General features: G+C 57.7%; 18 protein-coding genes. 7 read left to right on the forward strand and 11 right to left on the reverse strand.

The window, feature by feature from the left end:
• On the reverse strand, positions 1 to 1,653 hold a 1,653-nt coding region (locus IGS51_RS14650), incomplete at its 3' end, for a HAMP domain-containing sensor histidine kinase (RefSeq protein WP_297079285.1).
• Positions 1,654 to 2,100: 447 nt separating this feature from the next.
• Here IGS51_RS14650 and IGS51_RS14655 point away from each other — a divergent pair.
• Entirely contained in the window at positions 2,101 to 2,901 is an 801-nt protein-coding gene (locus IGS51_RS14655; protein ID WP_297079287.1) for a creatininase family protein, read from the forward strand.
• A 42-nt stretch (positions 2,902 to 2,943) separates the two neighbouring features.
• Here IGS51_RS14655 and IGS51_RS14660 read toward each other — a convergent pair whose 3' ends face one another.
• The 4 genes from IGS51_RS14660 to IGS51_RS14675 all read right to left on the reverse strand — a co-directional run bounded on the left by IGS51_RS14660 (position 2,944) and on the right by IGS51_RS14675 (position 7,838).
• Positions 2,944 to 3,585, reverse strand: a complete 642-nt coding sequence (locus IGS51_RS14660; protein ID WP_297079289.1) for a hypothetical protein — start codon at positions 3,583 to 3,585, stop codon at positions 2,944 to 2,946.
• A gap of 85 nt (positions 3,586 to 3,670) precedes the next feature.
• Positions 3,671 to 4,636: a TIGR04168 family protein gene (locus IGS51_RS14665; RefSeq protein WP_297079291.1), complete on the reverse strand. Its 966-nt coding sequence runs from the start codon at positions 4,634 to 4,636 to the stop codon at positions 3,671 to 3,673.
• Positions 4,637 to 4,709: 73 nt separating this feature from the next.
• Positions 4,710 to 6,971 (reverse strand): PBP1A family penicillin-binding protein, encoded by a 2,262-nt coding sequence (locus tag IGS51_RS14670; protein WP_297079293.1) that lies wholly within the window; start codon positions 6,969 to 6,971, stop codon positions 4,710 to 4,712.
• Between the two features lie 381 nt (positions 6,972 to 7,352).
• On the reverse strand, positions 7,353 to 7,838 hold the full coding sequence (locus IGS51_RS14675; protein ID WP_297079294.1) for a hypothetical protein: 486 nt from the start codon (positions 7,836 to 7,838) through the stop codon (positions 7,353 to 7,355).
• Between the two features lie 265 nt (positions 7,839 to 8,103).
• On the opposite strand from IGS51_RS14675, the gene thiD reads away from it, so the two are divergent.
• On the forward strand, positions 8,104 to 8,931 hold the full coding sequence (gene thiD / locus IGS51_RS14680; protein ID WP_297079296.1) for a bifunctional hydroxymethylpyrimidine kinase/phosphomethylpyrimidine kinase: 828 nt from the start codon (positions 8,104 to 8,106) through the stop codon (positions 8,929 to 8,931).
• Positions 8,932 to 9,025: 94 nt separating this feature from the next.
• Here thiD and IGS51_RS14685 read toward each other — a convergent pair whose 3' ends face one another.
• The 5 genes from IGS51_RS14685 to IGS51_RS14705 all read right to left on the reverse strand — a co-directional run bounded on the left by IGS51_RS14685 (position 9,026) and on the right by IGS51_RS14705 (position 15,844).
• On the reverse strand, positions 9,026 to 11,425 hold the full coding sequence (locus IGS51_RS14685; protein ID WP_297079298.1) for an ATP-binding protein: 2,400 nt from the start codon (positions 11,423 to 11,425) through the stop codon (positions 9,026 to 9,028).
• Positions 11,426 to 11,732: 307 nt separating this feature from the next.
• On the reverse strand, positions 11,733 to 12,548 hold the full coding sequence (locus IGS51_RS14690) for an MOSC N-terminal beta barrel domain-containing protein (protein WP_297079300.1): 816 nt from the start codon (positions 12,546 to 12,548) through the stop codon (positions 11,733 to 11,735).
• Complete coding sequence (locus IGS51_RS14695) at positions 12,545 to 14,080, reverse strand: cellulase family glycosylhydrolase (protein ID WP_297079301.1); 1,536 nt, start codon at positions 14,078 to 14,080, stop codon at positions 12,545 to 12,547. The genes IGS51_RS14690 and IGS51_RS14695 overlap by 4 nt, the downstream gene beginning before the upstream one ends.
• Positions 14,081 to 14,346: 266 nt before the next feature.
• The gene (locus IGS51_RS14700) at positions 14,347 to 14,730 is read right to left on the reverse strand and encodes a hypothetical protein (protein WP_297079303.1); all 384 of its coding nucleotides are present in this window, start codon (positions 14,728 to 14,730) and stop codon (positions 14,347 to 14,349) included.
• 217 nt (positions 14,731 to 14,947) lie between these two features.
• Entirely contained in the window at positions 14,948 to 15,844 is an 897-nt protein-coding gene (locus tag IGS51_RS14705; RefSeq protein WP_297079305.1) for an ABC transporter permease, read from the reverse strand.
• A 323-nt stretch (positions 15,845 to 16,167) separates the two neighbouring features.
• Here IGS51_RS14705 and rpmI point away from each other — a divergent pair, with 323 nt between their 5' ends.
• From rpmI to IGS51_RS14725, 4 genes are all read left to right on the forward strand, one after another.
• The gene (gene rpmI / locus IGS51_RS14710) at positions 16,168 to 16,365 is read left to right on the forward strand and encodes a 50S ribosomal protein L35 (RefSeq protein WP_172358485.1); all 198 of its coding nucleotides are present in this window, start codon (positions 16,168 to 16,170) and stop codon (positions 16,363 to 16,365) included.
• A gap of 203 nt (positions 16,366 to 16,568) precedes the next feature.
• Complete coding sequence (gene rplT / locus IGS51_RS14715) at positions 16,569 to 16,925, forward strand: 50S ribosomal protein L20 (RefSeq protein ID WP_068510159.1); 357 nt, start codon at positions 16,569 to 16,571, stop codon at positions 16,923 to 16,925.
• 68 nt (positions 16,926 to 16,993) lie between these two features.
• Complete coding sequence (locus IGS51_RS14720; protein ID WP_297079307.1) at positions 16,994 to 17,710, forward strand: transporter substrate-binding domain-containing protein; 717 nt, start codon at positions 16,994 to 16,996, stop codon at positions 17,708 to 17,710.
• A 32-nt stretch (positions 17,711 to 17,742) separates the two neighbouring features.
• Positions 17,743 to 18,387: an HAD family hydrolase gene (locus IGS51_RS14725; RefSeq protein ID WP_297079309.1), complete on the forward strand. Its 645-nt coding sequence runs from the start codon at positions 17,743 to 17,745 to the stop codon at positions 18,385 to 18,387.
• 76 nt (positions 18,388 to 18,463) lie between these two features.
• On the opposite strand, the gene IGS51_RS14730 is transcribed toward IGS51_RS14725, so the two are convergent.
• Complete coding sequence (locus IGS51_RS14730) at positions 18,464 to 19,726, reverse strand: SH3 domain-containing protein (RefSeq protein WP_297079311.1); 1,263 nt, start codon at positions 19,724 to 19,726, stop codon at positions 18,464 to 18,466.
• Positions 19,727 to 20,882: 1,156 nt separating this feature from the next.
• Between IGS51_RS14730 and IGS51_RS14735 the strand changes: the two genes are divergently transcribed.
• Positions 20,883 to 23,528, forward strand: a complete 2,646-nt coding sequence (locus IGS51_RS14735) for a GAF domain-containing protein (protein ID WP_297079313.1) — start codon at positions 20,883 to 20,885, stop codon at positions 23,526 to 23,528.
• Positions 23,529 to 23,649 lie beyond the last annotated feature (121 nt).

Here is a 23,649-nt window from a genome sequence, read left to right on the forward strand (position 1 = left end):
GGTGCGGTTACCCAGCGTCAGCGGCAGCTTCACCACAAACGACGTGCCCACGCCCTCGCAGCTGGTAAAGTAGATTTCGCCCTGATGCTGCAACACACATTGATACACAATCGCCAGCCCCAGACCCGTGCCGCGGATGGCGTTCACATTGCTGGCCCGATGAAACAGCCGAAACAAGCGGGGCTGATCTTCATCGGGAATGCCAATGCCATAGTCGCGAATTTCAAACGTCGCCACCTGATCAAAACAGGACAGGTCAAATTCCACTACGCCCCCCGCCAGGGAATATTTCACCGCGTTGGAGATCAGATTGCTCAGAATGGATCTGAGGAGCTTGGGATCGAGATACACCAGTTCGCAGGAGCCATAGCAATTCAGCACAATCTTATGGGATGCGCCAATGCTCATCCGCATCTCTTCCACCACATCGCGACAAAACAACTTCAGATCGATCCAACTGGGGCTAAACTCTAGCCGACCGGCCTCCGCCTTGGCGCTAACCAACACATCCTCAATCAGTTGATTCATCGTGGTAATGGCGGCACGGCTCCGCTGGAAATATTTCTCACGCTTTTCCTCAGGCGCAACATGCCCATATCGTTCCAGCAGTTCCAGCGACGTGCGTAAGACGGTGAGGGGCGTTCGCAGTTCGTGCGACACCATCGACACAAATCGCGACTTTAGCTCATTCAGCTCTCGCTCTTCTTTGAGCGCCAGTCGAATTTCATCTTCGGTTCGCTTGCCTTCCCGAATCATCTGTTCGCGGATGCGGATGCTGTTCACCATACTTTTGAACACTTCCGCCAGCGTCGTCATCTCATCGGGAAAAGGATTTTTTTCGGCAAAAGACAAGTCCAGGCTGTAGTCGCCGCTGGCAATTTGCTGGGCGGACCGGGTCAGGCTAGCCAGTTGCCGAGTCAATATACCCGACAGCATGTAAATCAGCACGAAAAAGACGGCATAGGTGATGATGAAGGCAAATAACATGCGGTTGCGAATGGCCTGTTGCAGCAGCCGGACGTATTGAGCGTCGATATCTAGCCCTACAACGACAATCACGTCGTTCTGCTGGCTCTTGACCGGGGCAGCAGCAGAAATCCAGGTGCCCCATCGGTCGGTGTAGATTTTGTCGCTTTCCTGAATGCCGCCTTGCAGCTCGATACGCCGAGCCAACAGCCCTACGTGATCCGATTCTAAAAACTTGGCTGCCTTGGTGGGGTCATTCAGCGCCCAGAGGTCTACCAGATAAATAATTTCTCTCTCGCCAGGGCCAACGGCGGGTAGGCCAACGCGGCGATTGGTGTCGGCATTGCCAATGATGTAGGAGTAGAGCCAGACCCTCGGCTCGATATTTTGAACTGTCTCAAACCAGGCAAGCTGGCTTAGGTAGCGGGGGTCGTCCGAAAAGCCCTCAGCATTGCGCTGTCCTTCAGCGTAGAGACCCAGCAAGTCATCTGGGTTTACGCCCGATAGGGCCCCGATGAGCGTCGAGCGCATGTCGGCCCGCAGGCGAGCAACGACCTTTTCGGTTGTGTAGGAATAGAACCAGTAGAAGGCCCCAGCAAACACCAGGCTAAACACCACGCTAAAACCCACCAGTAGCTTTACGCGCAGGCTCACTGGTCTGACGAAGTTTTTAACTGCCGGAGACATCGCCCGACCTAGCATCTGAGACGTTTGGCGCAAATTTACCTCGAGGGCAAATGGGTTGAGAGTGTAGAGATGACTGAAGATGCCCCCGACTTAACCTAATTTAAGGCAATCTTAGATCAACCGTCGATGTCGGCTTTATAGATTGCAGAGAGACTTCCGTAAGTTGCAGAGTGCGTTTTGAAAGACTGGCTCTAAAAAACTGGCTCTGAAAACCAACTCTGAAAACCAACTCTAATCGGCGGCACTAATCCTGAAATCGCTTTTCCTAAAATCGCCTTTGTACCATTCAATCGGGTTTGACCGATTTCAGGCAAATGGGCGATCGCCCTCCTGTGGATTTTCCTGGGACTTTTTTCTTCAGCGCGTATCTTTTCATCCTAGACGTAATCTATTGGACGATCTAGTTGGACGTAATCTACCGATTCTTATTCTGCAACTTGACTCCCTATGCATAGCTACATCCCGCCAGACCGCTTTTTCCCATACCTCACCTGGATCGATATTCAGCAGATGCCCCATCCAGAGCAGGCGGTGATTTTGCAGCCGATTGGGGCGATTGAGCAGCATGGGCCCCATTTGCCGCTGGTGGTGGATGCGGCGATCGCCACTGCCGTTGTAGGCAAGGCGCTTTCGCAACTGTCGCCCAGCATTCCAGCCTATGCACTGCCGACCCTCCATTATGGCAAGTCTAACGAACACTGGCACTTTCCGGGCACGATCACCCTCAGCGCCCAAACGCTGATTGCCGTGTTGACGGAGGTCGGCGAGAGTGTGTATCGGGCAGGCTTCCGCAAATGGGCGATCGTCAATGCCCACGGCGGGCAGCCCCAGATCATCGAGATCGTGGCGCGGGATCTACACCAGAAGTATGGCGACTTTTGGGTGTTTCCCCTGTTTGTCTGGCGGGTGCCTAATGTTGCGCCCGACCTGCTCACGCCCAGGGAGTTGGAATACGGCATTCACGCGGGCGATGCCGAAACCAGTCTGCTGCTGTCGCTGTTGCCCGACCAAGTGCAGCTTGACCGGGCTGTGCCGGAATACCCCGCCAATTTACCCCAAAACAGCCTGCTGAGCATGGAGGGTGACCTCCCCTTTTCTTGGGTCACTCGCGACCTCAGCCAGAGCGGTACCCTCGGCGACCCCACCGCTGCGACGCGGGAAAAGGGCGATCGCATCCTGGACTCCCTGGTGCAAAGCTGGACACGGGTCATTGAGAATTTGTACCAGTTTCAGCCGCCGCGGGCGTGATGGGGCAACAGCGCAACCAGCGTCCCACTAAATCTCACGCCTTCACGCCTTCACGCCCTCTTTCCCCTTGTCCCCGCACCAATCCCCACACACCGCACCTGCTGGCCCGCTGGGATGCAGACCGCAGCAGAGCCAGTGGATGCCGGTGCTGCCCTCGTAGGCATAGCCGTGGTAGTGGGTGCAGCCTTCGCAGGCGGGCGGACGGGGGCGGGGGCGCAGGAGATCTTGACTTTGGGCGGTGGCTTCGTGATTTGCCTGGAGAAATATCTGGTAGAGCGGATTGCTGCGATAGGCGGGGTCTTCGGAGACGTACCAGGTAACGAGCAGGTGATGGTCGGGGGCGATCGCCTGGCCCCAGGCCACCACGGGCACCTCTAGCTGCACCAAGATGCCGCCTGCAAAGTCGGGATTGGGGTCTGGCAGTTGTGATAGCACTGAACCGCGCACCAGAAAAGCGTCTTCTAGCACCAGTCCAATCGCCGGGGCGATCGCCGCTTTTGCCCCATCTGCGCTGGCAAACCGCACCATCACCCGACCGCGATAGCGATTTTGATGCGCCTGGTGCTGAATCCAGCGATCGCCCACCTGTAGCTCGATTTGGCGATCGATCGATTGAACCTGGGCAAGGCCGCTGCGGCTAAAGCGCCAGATTTGGTCGGTGGGGATGGGCTGAGCGCGAGACATAGCGGTTTAGAAATCAGGGTTCAGGAGTCCGGTTTCAGGGTTGAAATCTTTCTCTTGAGGGGCCAGGTGAGCGGGGTTTGGGCCGTCAGGCGATCGCCTCCGATTCTTCTCGTTCTTCAATGGCAGGGGCGTTTTGCTGATAAAACACCTGCTTAGAATGAATCGCGCAGTCCTGATTGAGCCAAACTAGCGAGGTCTGGAAGACTTCGCCGCGCCGCAGCGTAATCAGCGAAAAGTTTCGCAGGCAATCCTCTTCTGTAGACACGATCCGGGGCACGCAGGCGGCGTTTAAGTAGACCGTGCCAGCCGGGTCAATATGCAGCGGGCGGCGAAGCTGGGTTTTGGTGTGGCGCAGGGAGTGGTGCATGTGCCCAAAGGCGACTAGGGGAACAGACTTGCCGAGGGTGCGGGTGTGGGCGATCGCCGCTGCCAGATCTGGATCGCCGTGGTCGCCGCCGATGGGTTTCCAGTCTTTGCCGCAGGGATCTTCTGGGGCGCTGCCCAATCCCAGAGGTCCACAGTGACCAATGAACAGAATGGTGTCATGGGCCGCAGCCTGCGCCGCAGCAACAATGCGCTCGGTAGATTCCTGGAAACTGCGAACCCCGTAGCGGCTGGCATAGAAATCTTCATTCTTCCACTGGGAGCCGCCCCAGCTAAAGGGTCGCCCGCCGACGACCGATAGCCCCAGCGCAGGAAAGTCCAAATAGCCGTAGCCCACATGGGTTTCGCCCAGCAGGTCTAGCTGCTGCTGCACGCGGTCTTCAAGCTTGGGGTCATAGGGGCGCTTGCTGCGGCCCCAGTCGGTGGCGGTGTACCAGGCATCGTGGTTGCCGAGGATGACGGCCTTGGGAATCGACATCGCGGCGATCGCCCGCACAATGCCCACCGCCTCGTTGCCAAAATCCCCCACCAGCAGCACCAGATCCACCCCCAGCCGCCGCAGCGCCCGCTCGTCCTGCGCGTCCCACTGGTCATGCACATCTCCCACCACGGCGATCGTGAGCGTCTCAGGCATTCCCGATGCGCTCCCCTGCCCTTGCTCTGTCATAGCTGCGTCCTCGCTGGTCTCCATTACCAGGATATCCAGCTTTTTGCCCCCAGCAGGCGGACTCGACTCCTGCCTATCGAATAATCCGCCCCATATAGTCGCCCCAAAGCTGGGCGGCCTGGCCGCTGCTGCCCCCGGTGGGCGAGTTGTCGTCGTTGCCAAACCAAATTCCGGTGGTGATCTGGCGGCTGGGCACATAGCCCACAAACCAGAGGTCGCGGTTGTCGTTGTTTGTGCCCGTTTTCCCCGCTTCGCCCAGTCCCAGATAGGCCGCACGACCCGTGCCGTTAGACACCACGCCTTGCAGCAGGTCGGTCATGGTGCGGGCGATGTCGGCAGGCAGCACGGCTGTATTCGCTTGGGGCGTTTTGCTGGCATCGTAAATCACGCGGCAGCTTTGCACATCGTTGGGATCAGTGCAATCGCTGCTGTCGAGGATGCGCTGCACCGCATGGGGGCGATTGCGAACGCCTTGATTCGCCAGCACAGCATAGGCCCCAGTTAGCTCCAGCAGCGTCACTTCGCTCTGCCCCAGCACCAGGCCAGGCACAGGATTCAGCGGCGAGGTGATGCCCATGCGGCGGGCCGTCTCCACGATGTTATTCAGTCCAGCCTCGCGCCCCACCCGCAGCGCGATCACATTTTCCGACAGCGCCATGCCCGTATACATATCCGCACTGCCGCTGCTGGTGCGTTCGCAGCCGCGAAAGGATTGCCCCTGCCAGGTCATCGGTTCGCAAGAAAAGGCGGTGTAGGGCGAAATGCCCTGCTCTAGAGCGGCAGTATAGGCAAAGGCCTTGAAGGTAGACCCTGGCTGTCGCAGGGCTTGAGTGGCTCGGTTGAACTGGCTCTCTTGAAAGTCTACGCCGCCCACCAGCGCCAGCACTTCGCCCGTGCGGCTGTCCAGCGTAACCAGTGCGCCCTGGGAAAAGCCAGAGCCTGCGCCAACGGATTCGACCGTGCTGCGGAGGAGCCGTTCGGCTTCGCGCTGATAGCCCGGATCGAGGCTGCTTTCGACCACAAAGTTGCCCTCCTGGGCCAACTGGCTGCCGAGGAGTTCTTCTAGCTCGCTGAAGACATAGCTGGTAAAGTAGGGGGCGATGCTGCTGCGGAGTTCTTCCAGGGTTTCGGGGTTGATTTCGATGCGCGATCGCCGGGCCCGTTCTGCCTCTTCTAGGCTGATTTTGCCCTGGGCGGCCATGCGGTTGATGACGCGATCGCGCAATTGCACCGCCGTTTCGTAGTCCTGCACTGGGTTAAAGCTGTTTGGCGCGGGCAAGATCCCCACCAGCGTCGCCGCTTCCGAAAGCGTCAGTTCCTTGGCGGGCTTGCCAAAGTAATACTGTGAGGCATCTTCAAAGCCGTAGCTGCCGTTGCCGAGATAGACCCGGTTGAGATATTCCAGCATCAAAAAGTCTTTGCTGTAGAACGTCTCCAGCTTGAGGGCGACGACAGCTTCCCGCAGCTTGCGTCCGGCGGAATCGGACGTACCGACGTAATCCCGAAAGATATTGCGGGCAAGCTGCTGGGTGAGGGTGCTGCCGCCTTCGCGGATGCCGCCGCCGAGGATGTTGGTGACCAGGGCCCGCAGGATGCCCAGCGGATCGATGCCCAGATGCCAGTAATAGCGGCTATCTTCGGAAGCGATGAGCGCGTCGGGCAGATAGCGTGAAAAATCGGAGAGGCGATCGCCCGTTGTGTGGGCGCGGGCGCGAGTCGGCGTGAGCGGTGTTACCCCATCGCGAGCCATCACCATGACTGGCCCCTGCACCGAGGCAGGCAACGGACGCACCGAAAACTTCTGCCACTCCAGCCCAATCCACAGCGCCGTCAGTGCCGTCAGCCCCGTAAAGCCATACATGCCGTAGCGGGCTGCTTTGACATAGACAGGCGGCGGATCGACATACTGAATCCGCACCGCAGAGGCCAGATCTGGCGGCCCCAGCGTAAACACATCGCCATGCCGTAGGGGTATCTTCGTCAGCCGTCGCTTGCCCCGATAGATGCCGTTGGTGGAGTTTTCATCCTTTAGCACGAAGGCATATTTGCCCCGGCGGCTGTCGCGGGTCAGGGACAGGTGCATCTGGCTGACGACCGGGTTTCGCACCACGATGTCGCAAGAACGAGAACTGCGCCCCAGCAGGTAGCGATCGCCCAGCAGGGGATAGGTCTCAGGATTCGGGCTGCCGCTCTCTGGGTCTTGCACCCACAGTTCCGGCACTCGCGCATTGGGCTTCAGCTTCAGCCGAGAAAAATTCACCCTGGCTTGCTGCACTGCCCGCGTAATCGTCGTGAGCAGGGTCTTGGGCGGTGTGGGCGGCGGCGATTGAGTCACGTTGACGTTCCTGACAGAGCAACGCAGTTATAAAAGGATGAGCGGGAGAAAGGCGAACTTCAGAGAACCTTGAAAGACTAGCTTGAAAGACTAGAGAAAAACCAAGGCGAATTGAGTCAAAAGCAAAAATCGAAACTCAGGATACGCCCGCCGATGAAGCCCCAAATAGCCCCAAATAGCCCTACTTTTCTAATCTCTGATGGCTGCTTCCGGGCTTCAAACTGGTCGCAAGGCCCCTTGTAGATAACATAGCGAATCTTAGAGATTCCAGAAATTTTTGGCCGCAGTTTTGATTGGCGTGCAGTTTAGCGGGATGATTGGGGCGATCGCCCTTCGTCCGCCCGATCCAAACCCGACCCGTTCAGCCAAGTCCGGCAAATCTCAGGCAGAGGGCTTTGCTCGAAAGGTCAGCGTGATGCCGCCGCTAGTACCCAGTCGCCCACCCGTGCCCAGCAGGTTCACCTGGCCCTCGCCACTCACCTCCACCGACAGCACAATTTCCTCTAGCTCCATGCCTGCCACCTCCGTTGCGCTCTGGCGGGCCCGACTCAGCACGCGCCCCATACGCGACAAGAAGCTCGACATATTTTGCTCCAGCGCGTCTGTGGAAACGGGCGTGCGCTGGGTGCGTCCTGCAAAGCCCGGTTCGCCAAAGGGATTGTTGCCCCAGCCGCCGCGCTGCCCGTCAGTTTGGATATTGGGCGAGGCAGGCGCTTCTGTGACCACCCAGATGACATCGGGGTCGGCGTGGAGCGGGATGGCGCTGTCTGGGGAAGGGTCTGAGGGGGAACGATCTGAGGGGGAACGATCTGAGGGGGAACGGTCTGAGGCGCGGTGAGCAGAAGGATCAGTAAAGTCCGCAGGCATAGGGCTTAACACTCGATTTCCCCCATTTTATGAGGGATTTTTTCAGGAGGGATGCTGAGCAGGCAGTTGGGTCGATAAATTTGCAATCTGCTGTGTAAACCAGGCAGCAGCGCAGGTGTTGGTTCGATACTGATCTATCGCAGGGTGCGGGAGAGAATGAGATGATGGGATGAGGCGAGAAAGTCGCGGAGCAGTGAGGTAACAGAGGTTGCCCCAGCAATTTGCTCCTACAGTTCCTCCCGATCGTCTTCGACTCACGTCTCGAATGTCTACAGTCCCCGATCTCTCCATCCCCATTGCCCTGACGATTGCTGGCTCAGACAGCGGGGGCGGCGCAGGAATTCAGGCCGATTTGCGAACCTTCGCGTTCCACCAAGTCCACGGCACTAGCGCCCTGACCTGCATCACAGCCCAGAATACGCAGGGCGTGACGCGGGTGGACGCGCTGCCTCCGGAGGCTGTGATCGCCCAAATTGCCGCAGTGGTGGGGGATATTGGCGTGCAGGCCGTGAAAACAGGGATGCTGCTGAACCGCGAGATCATTGCCGCCGTGGCGCAGCAAGCCGAGGAGTTGCCATTGCCGAATCTGGTGGTCGATCCGGTGATGGTGTCTCGCACGGGAGCGCAGTTGATTGCCGACGAGGCGATCGCTCTCCTCTGCACCGACCTCTTGCCCAAAGCCCGCCTGATCACGCCCAACCGCTACGAAGCGCAAATTCTGGCCGACCTGGAAATTCACACGCTGGACGATATGAAGCAGGCCGCCGAGCGCATCTTACAGACGCACCAGCCCGGTGCAGTGCTGGTCAAGGGCGGCGGCATGACGGGCGAGTTGCGCGGTGTGGATGTGTTTGCCGACGGGGCGCAGTTGGCGGTGCTGCAAACCCAGACCGTCCACACCACCGACACCCACGGTACAGGCTGCACCCTATCGGCGGCGATCGCCGCAAATCTTGCCCTCGGTCGTGACCTGTTTTCTGCCGTGCAGCACGCAAAGGATTATGTCACCCATGCGCTCCAGCACTCCCTCCGCATCGGGCACGGGCAGGGGCCCGTCGGGCATTTTTACCCCCTGTTGTCATCAGGGATTTAACTGGCATCTGGCATATACATCTGACATATAGACGATAGACGCAGGAATGTCTGACGTGTAGATGCCAGCATTGTTGAGCAGCCGCCATTCTTCCCTATCCCGCCACTGGCTCGGCTTGCAGCACCCCCGCCGACCCGTTCGGTTCAGGGCTTTGCTGAGAACGGGGAATGCGAATCACAAAGCGAGTGCCTTCCCCCGGAGTCGAGAAGCATTCCAGTGTGCCCCGGTGCTTTTCGGCGATGATCTGATAGCTAATCGATAGGCCCATCCCGGTTCCTTTGCCCACGGGCTTGGTTGTAAAAAACGGATCAAAGATTTGGCGCTGAATCTCCTGAGGAATGCCGCCGCCATTATCGGCGATCGCAATTTCCACCCATTCAGCATCGACTAGCGCCGTAAAAACCTCGATACGGCTGGGGTCTTGCTGCATCGCTTCCTTCGTCCGGTCTGCGTCCCTCGCTTCCAGCGCATCAATGGCGTTCGCCAGAATATTCATCAAGACCTGATTCAAAGAACCTGGATAGCACTCCACCTCTGGCAGGTCGGCATAATGCTTGATGACCTGGATGGCGGGTCGATTTCCCTTTGCCTTAAGGCGATGCTCCAAAATCAACAGCGTGCTGTCAATGCCTTCATGGATATCTACCGCTTTGAACTCTGCCTCGTCCATGCGGGCAAAATTCCGCAAAGACAGGACAATCTGCCGAATCCGGTCTGTCCCAACCCGCAAAGAGGCCAGCAGGTTGGGCAAATCCTGCTGCAAAAATTCCAGGTCAATTGCGTCGGAGGTTTCTTGAATTTCGCGGGGTGGCGCTGGATAATGCCGCTGGTAAAGCTGAATCAGATCCAGCAGATCGCTAACCGATTCTTTGAGCGGCGACAGGTTGCCGTGGATAAAATTCACTGGATTATTAATCTCATGGGCCACGCCGGCCACCAGTTGCCCCAGACTAGACATTTTTTCGCTTTGCACCACCTGTGCCTGGGTTTGCTCCAATTCGGCCAGTGTTTGCTGAAGCGCTGCGGTGCGCTCCTCTACCCGATTTTCCAGATCAGAATTAATTCGCTCTAGTTCTGCATTGGCGTGTTCCAGGTTGGCAAACAGCGACGCAATTTGCGTCGTCATGTAGTTAAACGACTGGCCCAGCGCAGTAAATTCCTGAATCGGGCTAGTGGCTTCGACCTGGTGGGAAAGATCCCCCTTGGCCATGCGCTGGCTGGCCTGATTGAGGCGCTCAATGGGGCGAGCAATCCAGTGGGAAGTCGATAGCCCCGTCGCCAGGGAAATGACCAGCACAACGGCACACAGGAGGATGTTGCGTCGGGTTTCGGCATTGATTTCTGCCATAAAGTCAGACTTTGGCAGAACAATGACCATCAGCCAATCCAGTCCGTAGGCATCGCGCCAGGGCTTGATGTAAACAAACTGCCGCTGCTGGTTGTAGGAAACTTCAATCTGGGTTGATGACTTGATGTTGTGCAGGCTGCCAAGCTGGGTCTGAATTTCCTGGCTCACGGCCCGAATCAAGGGATCGGGACTGTTTAAGCTATTAAAACGCTGTAAAACCTGGTCGCCATTGGACAGGATAGGAGACTGGCTAGAACTACCAATCAGCAGGCCGTTTCGCTCCATCAAAAAGATTTGACCCGATGGGCTAGCCTGGATGTTTTTGAGGAAGTCGCTAATCCCGGTGAGCTTCAGCTTGATATGGGCGACTCCCAGCAAATTACGGTTGGCATCGTACACAGGTGCCGCAACGCCTGCCGCCAGGTAATAGCCCGCTTCGCCGCTCTGGGCGCTGCCCTGGGGCCTGAGAACTTGGCCAGTGGCAGTGAGCTGAAGACCCAGATTTTCTGCGGCTTCGATGTTGCTCCAGATGGGCTTTCCGGCGGCGATCGCCTCTGGATACCAGGCGGCTTCTGGTGGATTGGATTGCTCCTGTTGCAGCCGCGTGGCGCGATTGCCCTGAAGATCCACGGTGTAATAGGCTGCCGGTTCCGGGGGGCGGTTTTCGTAGAGCAACGGCCCCAATCCCTGAGCCAAGCGCCTCGCGCCAATCTCGCTGCCATCGGGACGGGCAAAGCCCGTATAGGCGATCGTTGGGAAGGCCCTCGCCTGCCGCCAAAAGTAGCGTCCACTGGCAGCGGAATCGTTTAATCGAATTTCACCGTTGGCGATCGCCCCCGCATTAATCTGCACCAGCCGCATGGGGGTAGACAGATAATCACTGAGTTGGCTATCGACGCGCTGACTGACCTGATCGGCCACCTGCGCCACCAGGTTGCTGACCGCCTGCCGCTCGTTTCTGAAGGCAATGTAGCCGATGAGCAGTCCCGCGCCGCAGGTTTGCAGCGCAAAGGGCAACACCAGCATGAGTTTTAGGGGAATCCCCTGGCGGCGACGGGTTGGGCGAGTGGACGAAACGTTTGGCGCGGGCGGAGAAGCACTGGGAGTCCGGAGCGAGGAGACTTTAGCCTGGAAGTAGGATTTCATGTACGGTGAAGAGATAGGCGAGGCGAGAATTTTGGCTCAGCAATGGTTTCTATTACCTTTGCCTAGTGCTGGACAGGCCCAAAACAAGCGCAATGTTTTAAGCGCAATATTTCAGGCACATATTTCAGGCACATATTTCAGGCACATATTTCAGGCGCAATGTTTCAGGCGCAATATTTTCAGAATTTAAGCATTTCTTAATTATTAAGATGCCCTCAATTGTCTGGCATCTATCTCTGTCTAGGAGTAGAACTTTGGCGAAGAGCCACTAGCACCAGAGAGGGTTGGAGGCAATTTAGGCAGAGCTTCACTCCAGCAAAACCGGATCTCCGATAGAGAAGATGCCCCCGGCGGCAGGCTCCGCAAGTCGGGTGTTGACAGTTAGCCGATAGAAATGGTTAAAGCGCGATCGCTCGGCCCAGGCTGGCAGCGTTTCTTGCCGCTTTGCCGCAAAGATTTTTTGAAAGCCGGGATCGGCAACGCCCGTTTTGGAGTTGCGCGTGGGCACGACGCAGCGCTGGCATGGGTTTACCCCCAGCAGCCGGACACTGCCAATCTGAAACGCGACAGCCTGATCGGCCTGGGCAAAGAGCCGATCTTCCCAAAAGGCGGGCACACCTGCAATTTCAAGATTAGTGCGGAAGCGGGCGCGAACTTCCTCTACAGTTAAGGCGGGGGTTAAGGCGGGATACCAGGTGGCGATCGCCTCCAGCGTGGCAATGCTCACAATCGTTGGGCCCGGCGACTGCGTATCGTCTGGAAAGCCCATCTCCAGGTTTTGGCGGAGGTAAACCGGAAAGCCAAAGTATTCACTCAGCCATGCTTCTAGATCTGCCTGCTCTGGTTCAAGCGGGAAGGTGCTGGGCAAGAGATTTCTGTTCGAGGCTGTATCCGAGTTTCGGAGTGAAACCGTGTTCGCAGCGAGGTCAAACTCAGCCCGGAGAGCGTGTATTTTTGCGTGTCGCTTACCGTTCACAAACTGTCCCGCTTGGTCGAACAGGGCAAACTGGCGATCGCCCTTCAACGCGCCACTCCTCAGCACCTCCGCAGACTGAATGCCCACGCCATCCAGAGACTTAATCGGATAGATGAAAATTTGCGAAACGTGGGGAACTGTTGTCATCCTGTTCCGGTATAGCTGAAGTAGCTGGCTCCCAAATTGAGCCGTTGCGTTCCCTCCACAATACCAATTAACTCGTCCTGGCGATCCAGCGCACCGTTGCCGTTGGTGTCCCAAAAGATGCCCGTGCCCCGAATGCGGCGAATCGGCGACGCACCCAGCAGATATTGGCTACGGTTGCCGTGGAGTTGGATCGTATCTTCGCCAGGTTTGAAATCTTTGAGCAGGGCGTAGTCCCTCAGTCCTGGCTGGTCAGGCTTGCCGTCGTCATAAAACGCCATCGTGGCATCGCCCAGCCAAAAGCGATCGCGCCCGGTTCCGCCAATCAGCACGTCTACGCTGTTGCGCCCGGTGCTGTCGCCTACGCCGTTGAGAATGTCGTTGCCGCCGCGCCCGTCCAGCCGATTGCTGCGGAAGTCGCCCACCAGCACGTTGCCCAATCGAGTGCCCAGCAACACGTCGGTTTTTGCCAGACGAGGCGGCAGCCGCAAGCCCAAGGCTCGGACGATTTCTCGATCGAGAATCGGCTGGTTGCCCTGCCATTCCGCAAAGCCAAAGTTGCTGTCTACGTAGCCCCAGGAGGCCCAGCCAATGCCAAATTCCTCCAGCACGGTGCGCGTGTCTCGCAGCCAGCGTGTGCGATCCAGGGCAGAAGCGTTGGCGGCGTATACGCCAAACTCGGTGCAAATCAGCGTCACGCCGTTTTGCCGGGCCCACTGCGCGGCTTCGCCAATGCGCGATCGCAGGTTGTGAATATCCCACTGCTGCTGCCCATAGTCCAAAATCGCCGCCCGCGCTACCGGGTCGCCGACCTGCTGTGCTAGGGGTTGCACCGTATTGGGGCTGGCGGGATAGGGGACATTCCGCAGTCTGCTCTCAAAGGTATCGCCAATCCACGATGCGCCCTGATGCGTGAAAATAAATGGCTCGTAGAAGTGGAAGTCGTAAATGACGTTTGGGTCGGGCAGCGGCTGCAACTGCACCAGCGTCGAGATATTTTGCCAGAAAGCGCTGACGGCAATCAGCGTGTGCTGGGGGGCGACCTCGCGGATGCTGCGAAAGAGGGCCTGCTGGATCGGCTCCCAGGCTTTGGGGTCGCTGCGAAAGACGGGTTCGTTCATCGGCTGGATGAACGTCAGGTCAGGATTCGTCGTCTTGTGTAGATGGGCGGCGAGCGATCGCCAAAATGCCGTAAACATCCGCCGAAATTGCGGATTTTCTAAACTGGCGGAGTAATTATTCTGGCTGCCGTCAATCAGCGGCGTGCTGTGCAAATCGACCACTACGCCGAGCTTTTGCGCCTGCGCCTGGGCGATCGCCCGATTCAGCCGGGTCAGAGCCTGAGGATTGAGCCGATTGGGTGCGGTGTCGCTATACAGCACCGAAAAGTCGATGGGAATCCGCACGTAGGTGATACCCATCCGCCTCATTAAGGCAAAGTCGCGCTTGCCGTAGGGATTGGGATTCGCTCGATCGGGATACCAGAACCAGTTGGCCAGGTTGACTCCCCGTGCCAGCACGTCAGCGCGAGCCATAGCAGGATTCCGCAACAGGATTCATATAGAAGGCGATCAACGACGAGGTTGGAATGCCAGAGAACTAGAAAATTACCCACACACGGCTGTATCAAAGCTGTGTCCGTGCGTCGGGATAGTTTCATGTTCTCAGTTTTCTTTTCGCCCAAAAGCCTGTCGGACTCGCCCCTACAGAACTTTCACACGCGATTGACCTGCTATGAAGCTTCTGTGACTGGAGTTGGGAAACTAGCGAATGGGATGCCCAGCTAGGGCACACGCCGCAGCTAAGGAACTGGCGTTTCGGCGGCAGCAGGCGCAGGAGGCAAAGCGTCTGGCTGTGCCTGTTGCTGCTGCTGTTCTAAAATGGCTCGCTGGCGTGCCCGAAATTGCTCAGCGGCGGAGTTGATATTTTGCTGCTGCTGACGACGAAACTCCTCTGGAGAGCGAATCGAGCCGTAGTTGAGCTGATGAATCAAGTCGTGAATACCGCTCATCGGATTGTCGTTGCGGTCTGAAAACAGATCTCGGCCTTCATTCTGCGACGGCGTGACAAGATCGCCAGCAGTGGATTGAGCAGACGCAGGACCCTTGCCCAGCGCCACCACAACGGCTACGCTAGCGGTTCCCAGGGCGGCTTGCCAGATTAAGCGGGTGACGAATGAATTCATGACTTGCTACTCCAGATTTCACACCTGCGGGTGATAGGTCTTCGATGATTTCTGTCAATGGTTTCGGATGCGTCTCTAGAACCAAACCTTCAAGAACTGAATACTTCAGACGCAACACCTGGCGAAAATGCTCCCTGGCATCATAACAAACCTAATCCGGATTAACGTAACCAGGATTAACAGTCAGGATTAACAATATCGCTGCATTGCGCCCTGCTCAGGCAAAGCTGCGGCTGAGGAGCGATCGCACGCCCAGCAACGCCACCACGCCAAAGCCCGCCAGCACTAGCAGCGCTCCGCCCATCGTCACATCCCCAAAGGGCGCATTCATCACCACGCTGCCCAGCGACCAGTCTGCATGGTTGTACACGTAGCGAATGGGTTCAATAGCGTAGCTCAGCGGGTTTAGCGATGCCACCCACTGCAACCAGCGCGGCATAAAGCTGAGCGGCGCGAGGGCCGTGCTGGCAAACAGCAGCGGCAGATTGGTTACAAAGATTACAGCGATCAGTTCAATATGCCCCGGCAGTGCAAAGGCCAACCCCAGGCTAATTGCCGTCACCGCCACCACCAGCAGCAGGATAATCGCCGCCACCAGCGCCAGCCCGCCCACACCAGGGAAGCCCGCGCCCAAAAACGCGCTCATGGCAATAATTACTGCCGTTTGCAGCACGCTCAGCGTGGTGATGAAGATGGCGGAGGCCGCCACAATGGAAAACCGCGACACCAGCGGAGCCACCAGCAGCCGATTCAAAAAGCCAAACTCCCGGTCGAACATAACGGGCAAGCCCGCATTTAGCGCCCCGCCAAAGGCAGTAAACACCATCACGCCTGCACCAAGGAACTGCCCATAGTTTGCGCTACCGCCAAACAGACCCGGCGGCACATTTTGAAACAGCGCCCCAAACAGCACCAGCCACATGACGGGCTGAATCAATCCGGCGATGAGCGTCGTGGGGCGGCGCTGGAGCTGGATAAACAGGCGCTTGGTCAACGCGGTCGTTTCTTGCAGAAAGTCGCTGAGCGGGGAAGAGGCAGAGGCGATCGCCGCTGCGCCTCCATTCGGGCGCAACCTTTCCAGATTGGGCTGGGGCGGGGTAACAGTCTGGCTCATGGGATTCACACAATCGCGACTGGAAGGAAGACTTGGGTATGAAGCTACGAACTGCCGTATGACACCTTTATCTAGATCTAGTATTTAGATTTAGATGTCCTACTGTAAGTCCTAGTAAATAGCGTAGCGTATCGCAGAATTTCGGTTCTGGGAAACGAGACTTTGCGGCGTTTGAACCATTGCAGGGTCATAGACGATGCTCGAAGACAATGCTTGAAGCAATGTGTTTTGGAGTGTTTTGGATCGAAACACGCTCAAAAATTGCGAGTGGGTGGCTTCGCCGTGTAGAATTGTAGACTGTGTGAAATTTATGGCAGGACGACATGCCCAAGCTAAAAACTCGGAAAGCGGCTGCTAAGCGCTTTGAGCGCACTGGCAGCGGCAAGATCCGCCGCCGCAAGGCCTATCGCAACCACCTGTTGCAGCACAAGACCGCAACCCGCAAGCGCCGCCTGGGTCAAAAGGCCGACGTGCATGAGCGCGACGCAGAAAATGTGGAACTGATGCTGCCTTATCTCTAAGGACTGGAACGCTAGGGAATGGAGAGGATGGAGGGTAAATTGGGCGATCGCCCGACTTTGCAAACCTCCAAAGACTCACTATTCCTGGGCTTCTTTTCACCTGGGCTTCTTTTCAAAGGGTTGGGCGCACGGCCTGGAATCACCTACCGCCTGCGACTGCCCAATGACCGACTCAACTTTTAACCAAGTGTAGGGACTGAATTATGACTCGTGTAAAGCGCGGAAACGTGGCGCGGAAGCGCCGGAAGAAGATTTTGAAGCTGGCGAAGGGCTTTCGGGGGTCGCACTCCACCCTGTTTCGCACTGCAAACCAACAGGTGATGAAGGCACTGCGGAACGCCTACCGCGATCGCCGCAAGCGGAAGCGCGATTTTCGCCGCCTCTGGATCACCCGCATCAACGCCGCCGCCCGTCAGCACGGCATGAGCTATAGCCAGCTCATCGGCAGCCTGCACAAAGCCAACATCGAAATCAACCGCAAGATGCTGGCGCAGATGGCGATTCTCGATCCGGCGGGCTTTGGCAAAGTCATCGAAGTGGCAAGCAAGGCAAAGGGCTAGGTAAGCGCTTGATCAGGCTGCGAGTTGCGAGTTTGATCTTAGGAATTTGGGCGGGGGTGCAGGGTGCTGTGCCCCCGTTCGCTCATGGGGCGGATCTGGACACGATTCGGCGGCGCGGCTACTTAATTGTGGCGGTGAAGGACAACCTGCCGCCGCTGGGCTTTCAGGCCCCGTCAGGCACGCTACAAGGGCTGGAAATTGACCTAGCGCGGCAGCTTGCAACAGAGTTGCTGGGCCGTCCCGACGCGGTGGAACTGCGCCCTGTGGCAAATCAAGAGCGAGTGGCGGCGCTGCTGGCGGATGACGTGGATCTGGTCATCGCCCGCATGACGCTGACGGCCTCGCGGGCACGGCTGGTGGACTTCAGCGAGATCTATTATCTGGACGGAACCGCGCTGATCACCCGCGACAGCACGATTCAGCGCATGGCCCACCTGCGCCGTCGGGCGATCGCCGTTCTTGCCCATTCCAGCACGATTGCCGTCGTGCGATCGCGCTTGCCCCAGGCGCAGTTGGTCAGCGTAAGTTCCTATCAAGAGGCGCTGACGCTGATGGAAGCCGGCCAGGTCGCCGCCTTTGCCGCCGATGCCAGCGTTCTGATTGGCTGGGCCCAGGGCAACCCCAATTACCAGGTCTTACCAGAGCGGCTATCGGGGGAACCGCTGGCGATCGCCATGCCGAGGGGACACCGCTATCAAAGCCTGCGGCAGCGGGTAAATCAGACCGTCCTGCGGCTCAGGGAAACAGGCTGGCTGGGCAATCGCATTCGGTTTTGGGGCCTATAGCATGGGGACTTTAGCAACGGGGAGCAAGCGCCATGAACTCGGATCAGAATCCACCGCAAAACCCACAGCACGATCTGCAAAACGATCTGCAACATGGTCGCCCGGCTGTGTTCCTCGACCGCGACGGCGTGCTGAATATCGAAGCGGGCTACATTTACGAACTGGAAAACCTGAACCTGATTCCTGGCGTGGCGCAGGCAGTGCGGCGGCTGAACGATCGCGGTCTGTTCTGCTGTCTAGTGTCCAACCAGTCGGGCCCGGCGCGGGGCTACTATCCCCGATCGCACGTTGATAACTTGCACGAACGCCTCTGTCGCCTACTACACGAAGAGGCGGGCGCATGGCTCGACGCAATTTACTATTGCCCTGACCTCAGCCCACCCGAAGGCGGCACGGTTGCCGAATTTGCCCGCTGGACAACCTGGCGCAAGCCCAATACCGGAATGCTCGTCGCCGCCGCCTGGGAGCATAATCTGGACATTCGCCGCAGCTTCATGGTGGGCGACAAGGCGACGGACGTAGATCTAGCCCACAATGCCGGGTGCAAAGGCATCCTGGTGCAAACGGGCTATGGCGATCGCGTCCTGGCCGGAGCCTACCAGCACCAGACCCAGCCCGACTACGTGGCCGAAAACCTGGCCGCCGCCGTCGAGTGGATCTGCACCGCCCAGCACTAATTTTGCAGCGGGATTTTTGCGACTGGATTTTTGCGACTGGCAATCTAAAATCGCCAATCTAAAATCCAAAATCAGGCTATTCCATCACAATCCAATCGCCCGACACCCACTCGCCAAACCGCTCTAGCTGCACCCAACTACCGCTGCGTCGTCCCGTCAGCGCCACCCGGCTGCCGTTGGGAATCGTGCCCACGACCTGCCCACCAGGGCTGCTGCGGACATTCAGCGGGCTGCCGTTGGTGCGAACTCGCCCAAAGGAAATATCGCCGCCCACATTTCCAGATTGATCGTTCACCAGCCAGTTATTGGATACCCAGGTGCCGTTGGTGCGCTCGACCCATTCGCCGCTGCGCCGACCAGTGAGTTCGACCCGACTGCCGTTGGCCAGCGATCCGATGACTGTGCCACCGGGCGCATTGCGGACATTCAGCGGGCTGCCGTTGGTTGCGACAAACTTAGTACCCCGGTCCCCCCCGATGGGCGGCTGCGGGGTGGGGGGTTGCGGCGTGGGCGGCTGGGGCTGGGGCGTGGTTCCCGGATTGGTCGTAATCCAATTACTCGAAATCCAGGTGCCGTTGGTGCGCTCTGCCCATTCGCCGCTGCGCCGACCCGTCAGATCCACCCGGCTGCCGTTGGCCAGCGATCCAACAACTGCGCCGCCGGGGGCATTTCGCACGTTCAGCGGGCTGCCATTAGTCCGCACAAAGGCGGTGCTGCTTGCGCCCACACCGGGGTTGGGGGTGGGGCTGGGCGGAGGAGTCGTGACGGGCGGCTGGCTGTAGGTAATGTAGCGGCCATCGACCCAGGTGCTGTTGGTGCGTTCCAAAAAGCCGTTGCTGGAACGCCCCGTCAGTTCGACTCGCGTGCCGTTGGGCAGCGTGCCTACAATTGCCCCGCCGGGCGCACTGCGGACATTCAGCGGCTCTCCCGAAGTATTCACAAAGCCCACTGCTCGGTCGGTGCCGCTGGGGGGCTGGGTTGGGCTGGTATTGCCCACTGCAACCCAGTCGGCGGAAACCCAGGTGCCGTTGGCCAGTTCTAGATAGTTGCCGCTGCGGCGACCCGTCAGTTCAACCCGTGCGCCGTTGGGCAAGCTGCTGACTACGGGCCCGCCCGGTGTGCTGCGGACGTTCAGCGGGTTGCCATTGGTCTGCACAGTGCCCGTGGCGGCCATCGCAGACCCCGCCGTGCTGATGACCAGAGCCGCTGCTAAGACCTGCGCCGAGAGCCACGCTGCGCTGGTGGGCGAGGGCAATAGCTCGCTTAGGTCGCGCAATTCGGGCGCTGGCTCGGTGCTTTCGTAGAGGAGGGCGGTGTGGAGGTAGGCGAGGGATTCCATAGCGGTGTGACCTTTGTTTTACAGGATTTCTTACAGGTGCAGGACTGACACACTTGCGATGAGTTTTCTGGGTTTTGGACGATTTCTTGCGGGCGCAACCTGCGAGCAATCATCCAACTGCGTCAGTCCTAAGGTGATTTGGGGCAGGTAATCGGGGGGTGAATGATTGTGGGGATGAATAAATGAGAGGACGAAGGAACGAGAGGGGCGATCGCCAAGCCCTACAACGGTTTACTGATAAGCGATACAGCTTATGGTACTACGATTTCGGAAAGGGTTTATTTGAGAGAAAATTCGCAGATTTTGCAAAATCTTCCTGGTTAGGACTTACGCACTTGCGATTAAACTTTCTGGGTTTTATACGCTCTCTCGCGGGCGCAACCCGCAAGAGCAGCGTATAACTGCGTCAGTCCTACCTGGTTTAAGGAGCGTGGATGGAACCGTGAAAGGTGAGTGGGGGAATCGTTGCAGAGATGGCGAACTGCTGGGTTGAATCAACACTATGTCTAGCAATTAATCATGAAGATTTGCCAAACAAACGTGAGAAAACTTGACCCGCGAAACCGGACTATTAGAGTTTGGTTCAGCAAGACGAATTTTTGACCGCAAAAGTGCCCAAAAGGTGTTTAGAAAATAGCCTAAGAGGGTTTCCAGCGCCTCTGTTTCTGTGACGTTTGATTGCAAAGTCGTTTTGGCCTTTACTCTAAATGATTTCTTAAGAAGCATCGGGTCTGCCTCTGAATTAACGATTTACAAAATTCACGATTCACGAATTTTGAACGAACCGTGAGACTGTCCCAGATTGTGGGCATCTTAAAACCACTCGCTTGAGTTAATACACGAGTTGAATCAGGTGCAAAGCCATCTGTTTGGAGCCGTGAAGTAACCTAAACTTTCCGAAGCAAAACCTAAAAGGGCGATCGCCCATCTTGCCTCAGGGGTTCACAGCCTAGGTGCCTATCACAAAAGTTAATTGAGAGATTAGCTGCAAGAATGACTGAGCGCAGAGACAACGCCTGCCGTAGGGCAGATTGAGGATGCGTCGCGGGAGACTGTTGAACCCCTCATGCCCTTGTGCTCGTTTTGGTTCGATGGATTAGGCAAATTCGGTGTCTTGATCAGCGGCAAGCCGCATTGCTTGTCAGGAAGCCCGCCCATGAGCCTAAAATCTCGGTCGAAAAAGACCCCGCCCCAATCCAACTCGGAAGCACCGCAGTCGGACAATGCGCCCCTTTCCGAGCGCCCTGCTCCGGCAGCTTCTTGTCAGTCGGCGGAGAATTCTGAGCGGAACTGCGAGAATAGACACAGCACCGGGCCCGAATCTTTATCAGGCGGTTCCCACTTGAGCAACAGTCCTGCGCGATCGCACTCTTCTCCTGCGCCACCGATCGACGGTTCCGCTGCCTCATCGTCTGCGATCGCTCAACCCCTGCTCAAGTTTGACAGCCTGGAAATTAGCAGCCTGGAAGCTAGCAGCCTGAAAGCTAGCAGCCTGGCGGATTTCTCAGATGCGCTGCCGCTGTTCATTCAACCGCTGCTCACGCTGATTTCTGACCTGGTTTATGTCTATGACCGGGTGGCGCACCGCCTCATGCTGATCAGCGACGATCAGATGGCGGCAGTGTTGGGGGATTGCTTAGAGGGACTACAGTCGCCTAGTATCGCCGCCCTCTCTGCACGGGTTCATTCAGAAGACTGGGCAAGGGTGCAGACGTATCTGGCTCAGATATTGGGCGAGTCGAGCGATGAGCATGAGGTGGAATTTCGCCTCCGGCAGAGCAACGGCGAGTGGCGCTGGCTGCGATCGCGCGATCGCCTGTTGTCTCGCACGCCCGATGGACTGCCCTGGCAGCGGTTGGGCCTTTTGACCGATATTACCCACCAAAAGCAAACAGACTCTACCGCCCAGCCAACGTCCCTGGTCGAGCAGCAGATGGCGCTGGTTTCCAAACAAGCCACCCACTTTGCCCGGATGCTGAGTCAGTCTTTGGATTTGAAAGACATCCTGAATACGGCTGTAGACCAGGTTCTGCAAATCTTTCAGGCAGATCGGGTGCTGATCTACCGCCTGTTTGAAAATGGCACAGGCAGCATCATTGTGGATGCGATCGCCGAAGGGTGTCCGACGATTGCGGGGCATCCGCCGCCAGAGAGTATTTTTCCCATAGCCGATCGCCCGACTAGCAGCGCGGGCTGGGTCTACAGCCTGGATAACCTGGAGGCAGAATCGCTTTCAGAGCATTCTCGCAGCGTTTTGCGACGGCTGGGCGTTCGCGCCATGCTGGTCGTGCCGATGATGCAGCAGGATACGCTGTGGGGCTGGCTGGTGGTGCATCAGTGTTTGGGCGATCGCACCTGGCAGAAGTGGGAAACTGACCTGATTACCCAACTTGCAGGCCAGTTAGACCTGGCCATTGCCCAATCGGAACTCTATCAGCAGGTGCAGCGCCTGAATGTTGATCTGGAGCGGCAGATTCAGGCCCGCACGGCCGAACTGCGGCTAGCGTCGAACTTTGAAGCGACGCTCAAACGCATTACCGACAAGGTGCGCGACAGCCTCGACGAAGATCAGATTTTGCAAACGGCAGTGCAAGAATTGGCGATCGCCACCGAGATTAGCTGCTGCAATGCCGCCCTCTATGACCTGGAAGAGGGCACTTCCACCGTCCGCTATGAATACACCACCACCGTCTCGCCTTACCAAGGGCGCACCGCCGATCTAGCGGCCTTCCCAGAGATCTACGGCCCGTTGCTCAACGGGCAGAGTCTACAATTCTGTTCTCTTGTGCCCAACCCGGTGCGCGGGCGCGTGTCCATGCTGGCAACGCCCATTATGGACGACCAGGGCGTGCTGGGCGACTTGTGGATGATCAACCACGCCTTCTATGCCTTTGGCGAGCAGGACTTGCGGATGGCGCAGCAGGTGGCCAACCAGTGTGCGATCGCCCTCCGCCAGGCCCGTCTATTTCAAGCGGCCCAAGCTCAGGTACGAGAACTGGAAAAACTCAACCAGCTCAAAGACGACTTCCTCAGCACCGTCTCCCACGAGCTGCGAACGCCCATGTCCAACATCAAAATGGCCATTCAAATGCTGGAGCTAATCCTCCGGCAGGCGGGCATTTTGGACAGCACCACCGAGCTAGAGCCAAACCGGGTCAACCGATACTTCAAAATCCTGCGGGAAGAGTCTCAGCGCGAAATCAGCCTGATCAACGACCTACTTGACCTATCGCGGCTCGACGCGGGCGCAGATGCGCTGCACCTCAGCAGCATTAACCTAGCAGGCTGGCTGATTCCGCTGCTGCGCCCGTTTGAGGAACGCACCCGCAATCACCAGCAATCCCTGCAAATTCGCCTAGACGCAGACAGTCTGCCGCCGCTGATCACCGACCTGGCCAAGCTGGAGCGCGTGGTTACAGAACTGCTGACCAATGCCTGCAAATATACCCCTGCGGGCGGCGAAATCTGGGTCGAGGTGAAGCGGCTAGAGGCTGGGGGGAAAGCGCAGGAGAACGGAGTTGGGTGGGAGGACAGGGAAGAGCCTCCTTTCCAAGGTCTTGTCATTCCAAAGCTCCAGATTCGGGTCACCAATACGGGCACTGAAATTCCGCTTGTTGAGCGCGATCGCATTTTTGAAAAGTTCTACCGCATTCCCAACAACGACCCCTGGAAATATGGCGGCACGGGGCTGGGGCTGGCGCTGGTGAAAAAGCTGGTGATGTGTCTGCAAGGCACACTGGAGCTAGACTGTGCTAAAGGACAGGTGCAATTCACCGTCACGCTGCCGCTTCAGCCAGAATAAGCACCCTGCGGAGTGCCTCCGTCACATTCAACTCACTTCAACTCGCATTCAACTCGCATTCTTCAACTTGCATTCAACCTTGCAGAAGGCGGGACAGAAGGCAGAGCAGAGAGCAGGTGAT

The organism is Thermoleptolyngbya sp. M55_K2018_002 (assembly GCF_015295965.1).
GTDB lineage: Bacteria > Cyanobacteriota > Cyanobacteriia > Elainellales > Elainellaceae > Thermoleptolyngbya > Thermoleptolyngbya sichuanensis.

What these genes read in the sequence shown, in the direction of transcription:
- IGS51_RS14655 (WP_297079287.1), top strand. Translation starts at nt 2,101, where the DNA reads ATGCATAGCTACATCCCGCCAGACCGCTTTTTCCCATACCTCACCTGG.
- IGS51_RS14660 (WP_297079289.1), bottom strand. Translation starts at nt 3,585, where the DNA reads ATGTCTCGCGCTCAGCCCATCCCCACCGACCAAATCTGGCGCTTTAGC.
- IGS51_RS14665 (WP_297079291.1), bottom strand. Translation starts at nt 4,636, where the DNA reads ATGACAGAGCAAGGGCAGGGGAGCGCATCGGGAATGCCTGAGACGCTC.
- IGS51_RS14675 (WP_297079294.1), bottom strand. Translation starts at nt 7,838, where the DNA reads ATGCCTGCGGACTTTACTGATCCTTCTGCTCACCGCGCCTCAGACCGT.
- thiD (WP_297079296.1), top strand. Translation starts at nt 8,104, where the DNA reads ATGTCTACAGTCCCCGATCTCTCCATCCCCATTGCCCTGACGATTGCT.
- IGS51_RS14685 (WP_297079298.1), bottom strand. Translation starts at nt 11,425, where the DNA reads ATGAAATCCTACTTCCAGGCTAAAGTCTCCTCGCTCCGGACTCCCAGT.
- IGS51_RS14690 (WP_297079300.1), bottom strand. Translation starts at nt 12,548, where the DNA reads ATGACAACAGTTCCCCACGTTTCGCAAATTTTCATCTATCCGATTAAG.
- IGS51_RS14695 (WP_297079301.1), bottom strand. Translation starts at nt 14,080, where the DNA reads ATGGCTCGCGCTGACGTGCTGGCACGGGGAGTCAACCTGGCCAACTGG.
- IGS51_RS14700 (WP_297079303.1), bottom strand. Translation starts at nt 14,730, where the DNA reads ATGAATTCATTCGTCACCCGCTTAATCTGGCAAGCCGCCCTGGGAACC.
- IGS51_RS14705 (WP_297079305.1), bottom strand. Translation starts at nt 15,844, where the DNA reads ATGAGCCAGACTGTTACCCCGCCCCAGCCCAATCTGGAAAGGTTGCGC.
- rpmI (WP_172358485.1), top strand. Translation starts at nt 16,168, where the DNA reads ATGCCCAAGCTAAAAACTCGGAAAGCGGCTGCTAAGCGCTTTGAGCGC.
- rplT (WP_068510159.1), top strand. Translation starts at nt 16,569, where the DNA reads ATGACTCGTGTAAAGCGCGGAAACGTGGCGCGGAAGCGCCGGAAGAAG.
- IGS51_RS14725 (WP_297079309.1), top strand. Translation starts at nt 17,743, where the DNA reads ATGAACTCGGATCAGAATCCACCGCAAAACCCACAGCACGATCTGCAA.
- IGS51_RS14730 (WP_297079311.1), bottom strand. Translation starts at nt 19,726, where the DNA reads ATGGAATCCCTCGCCTACCTCCACACCGCCCTCCTCTACGAAAGCACC.
- IGS51_RS14735 (WP_297079313.1), top strand. Translation starts at nt 20,883, where the DNA reads ATGAGCCTAAAATCTCGGTCGAAAAAGACCCCGCCCCAATCCAACTCG.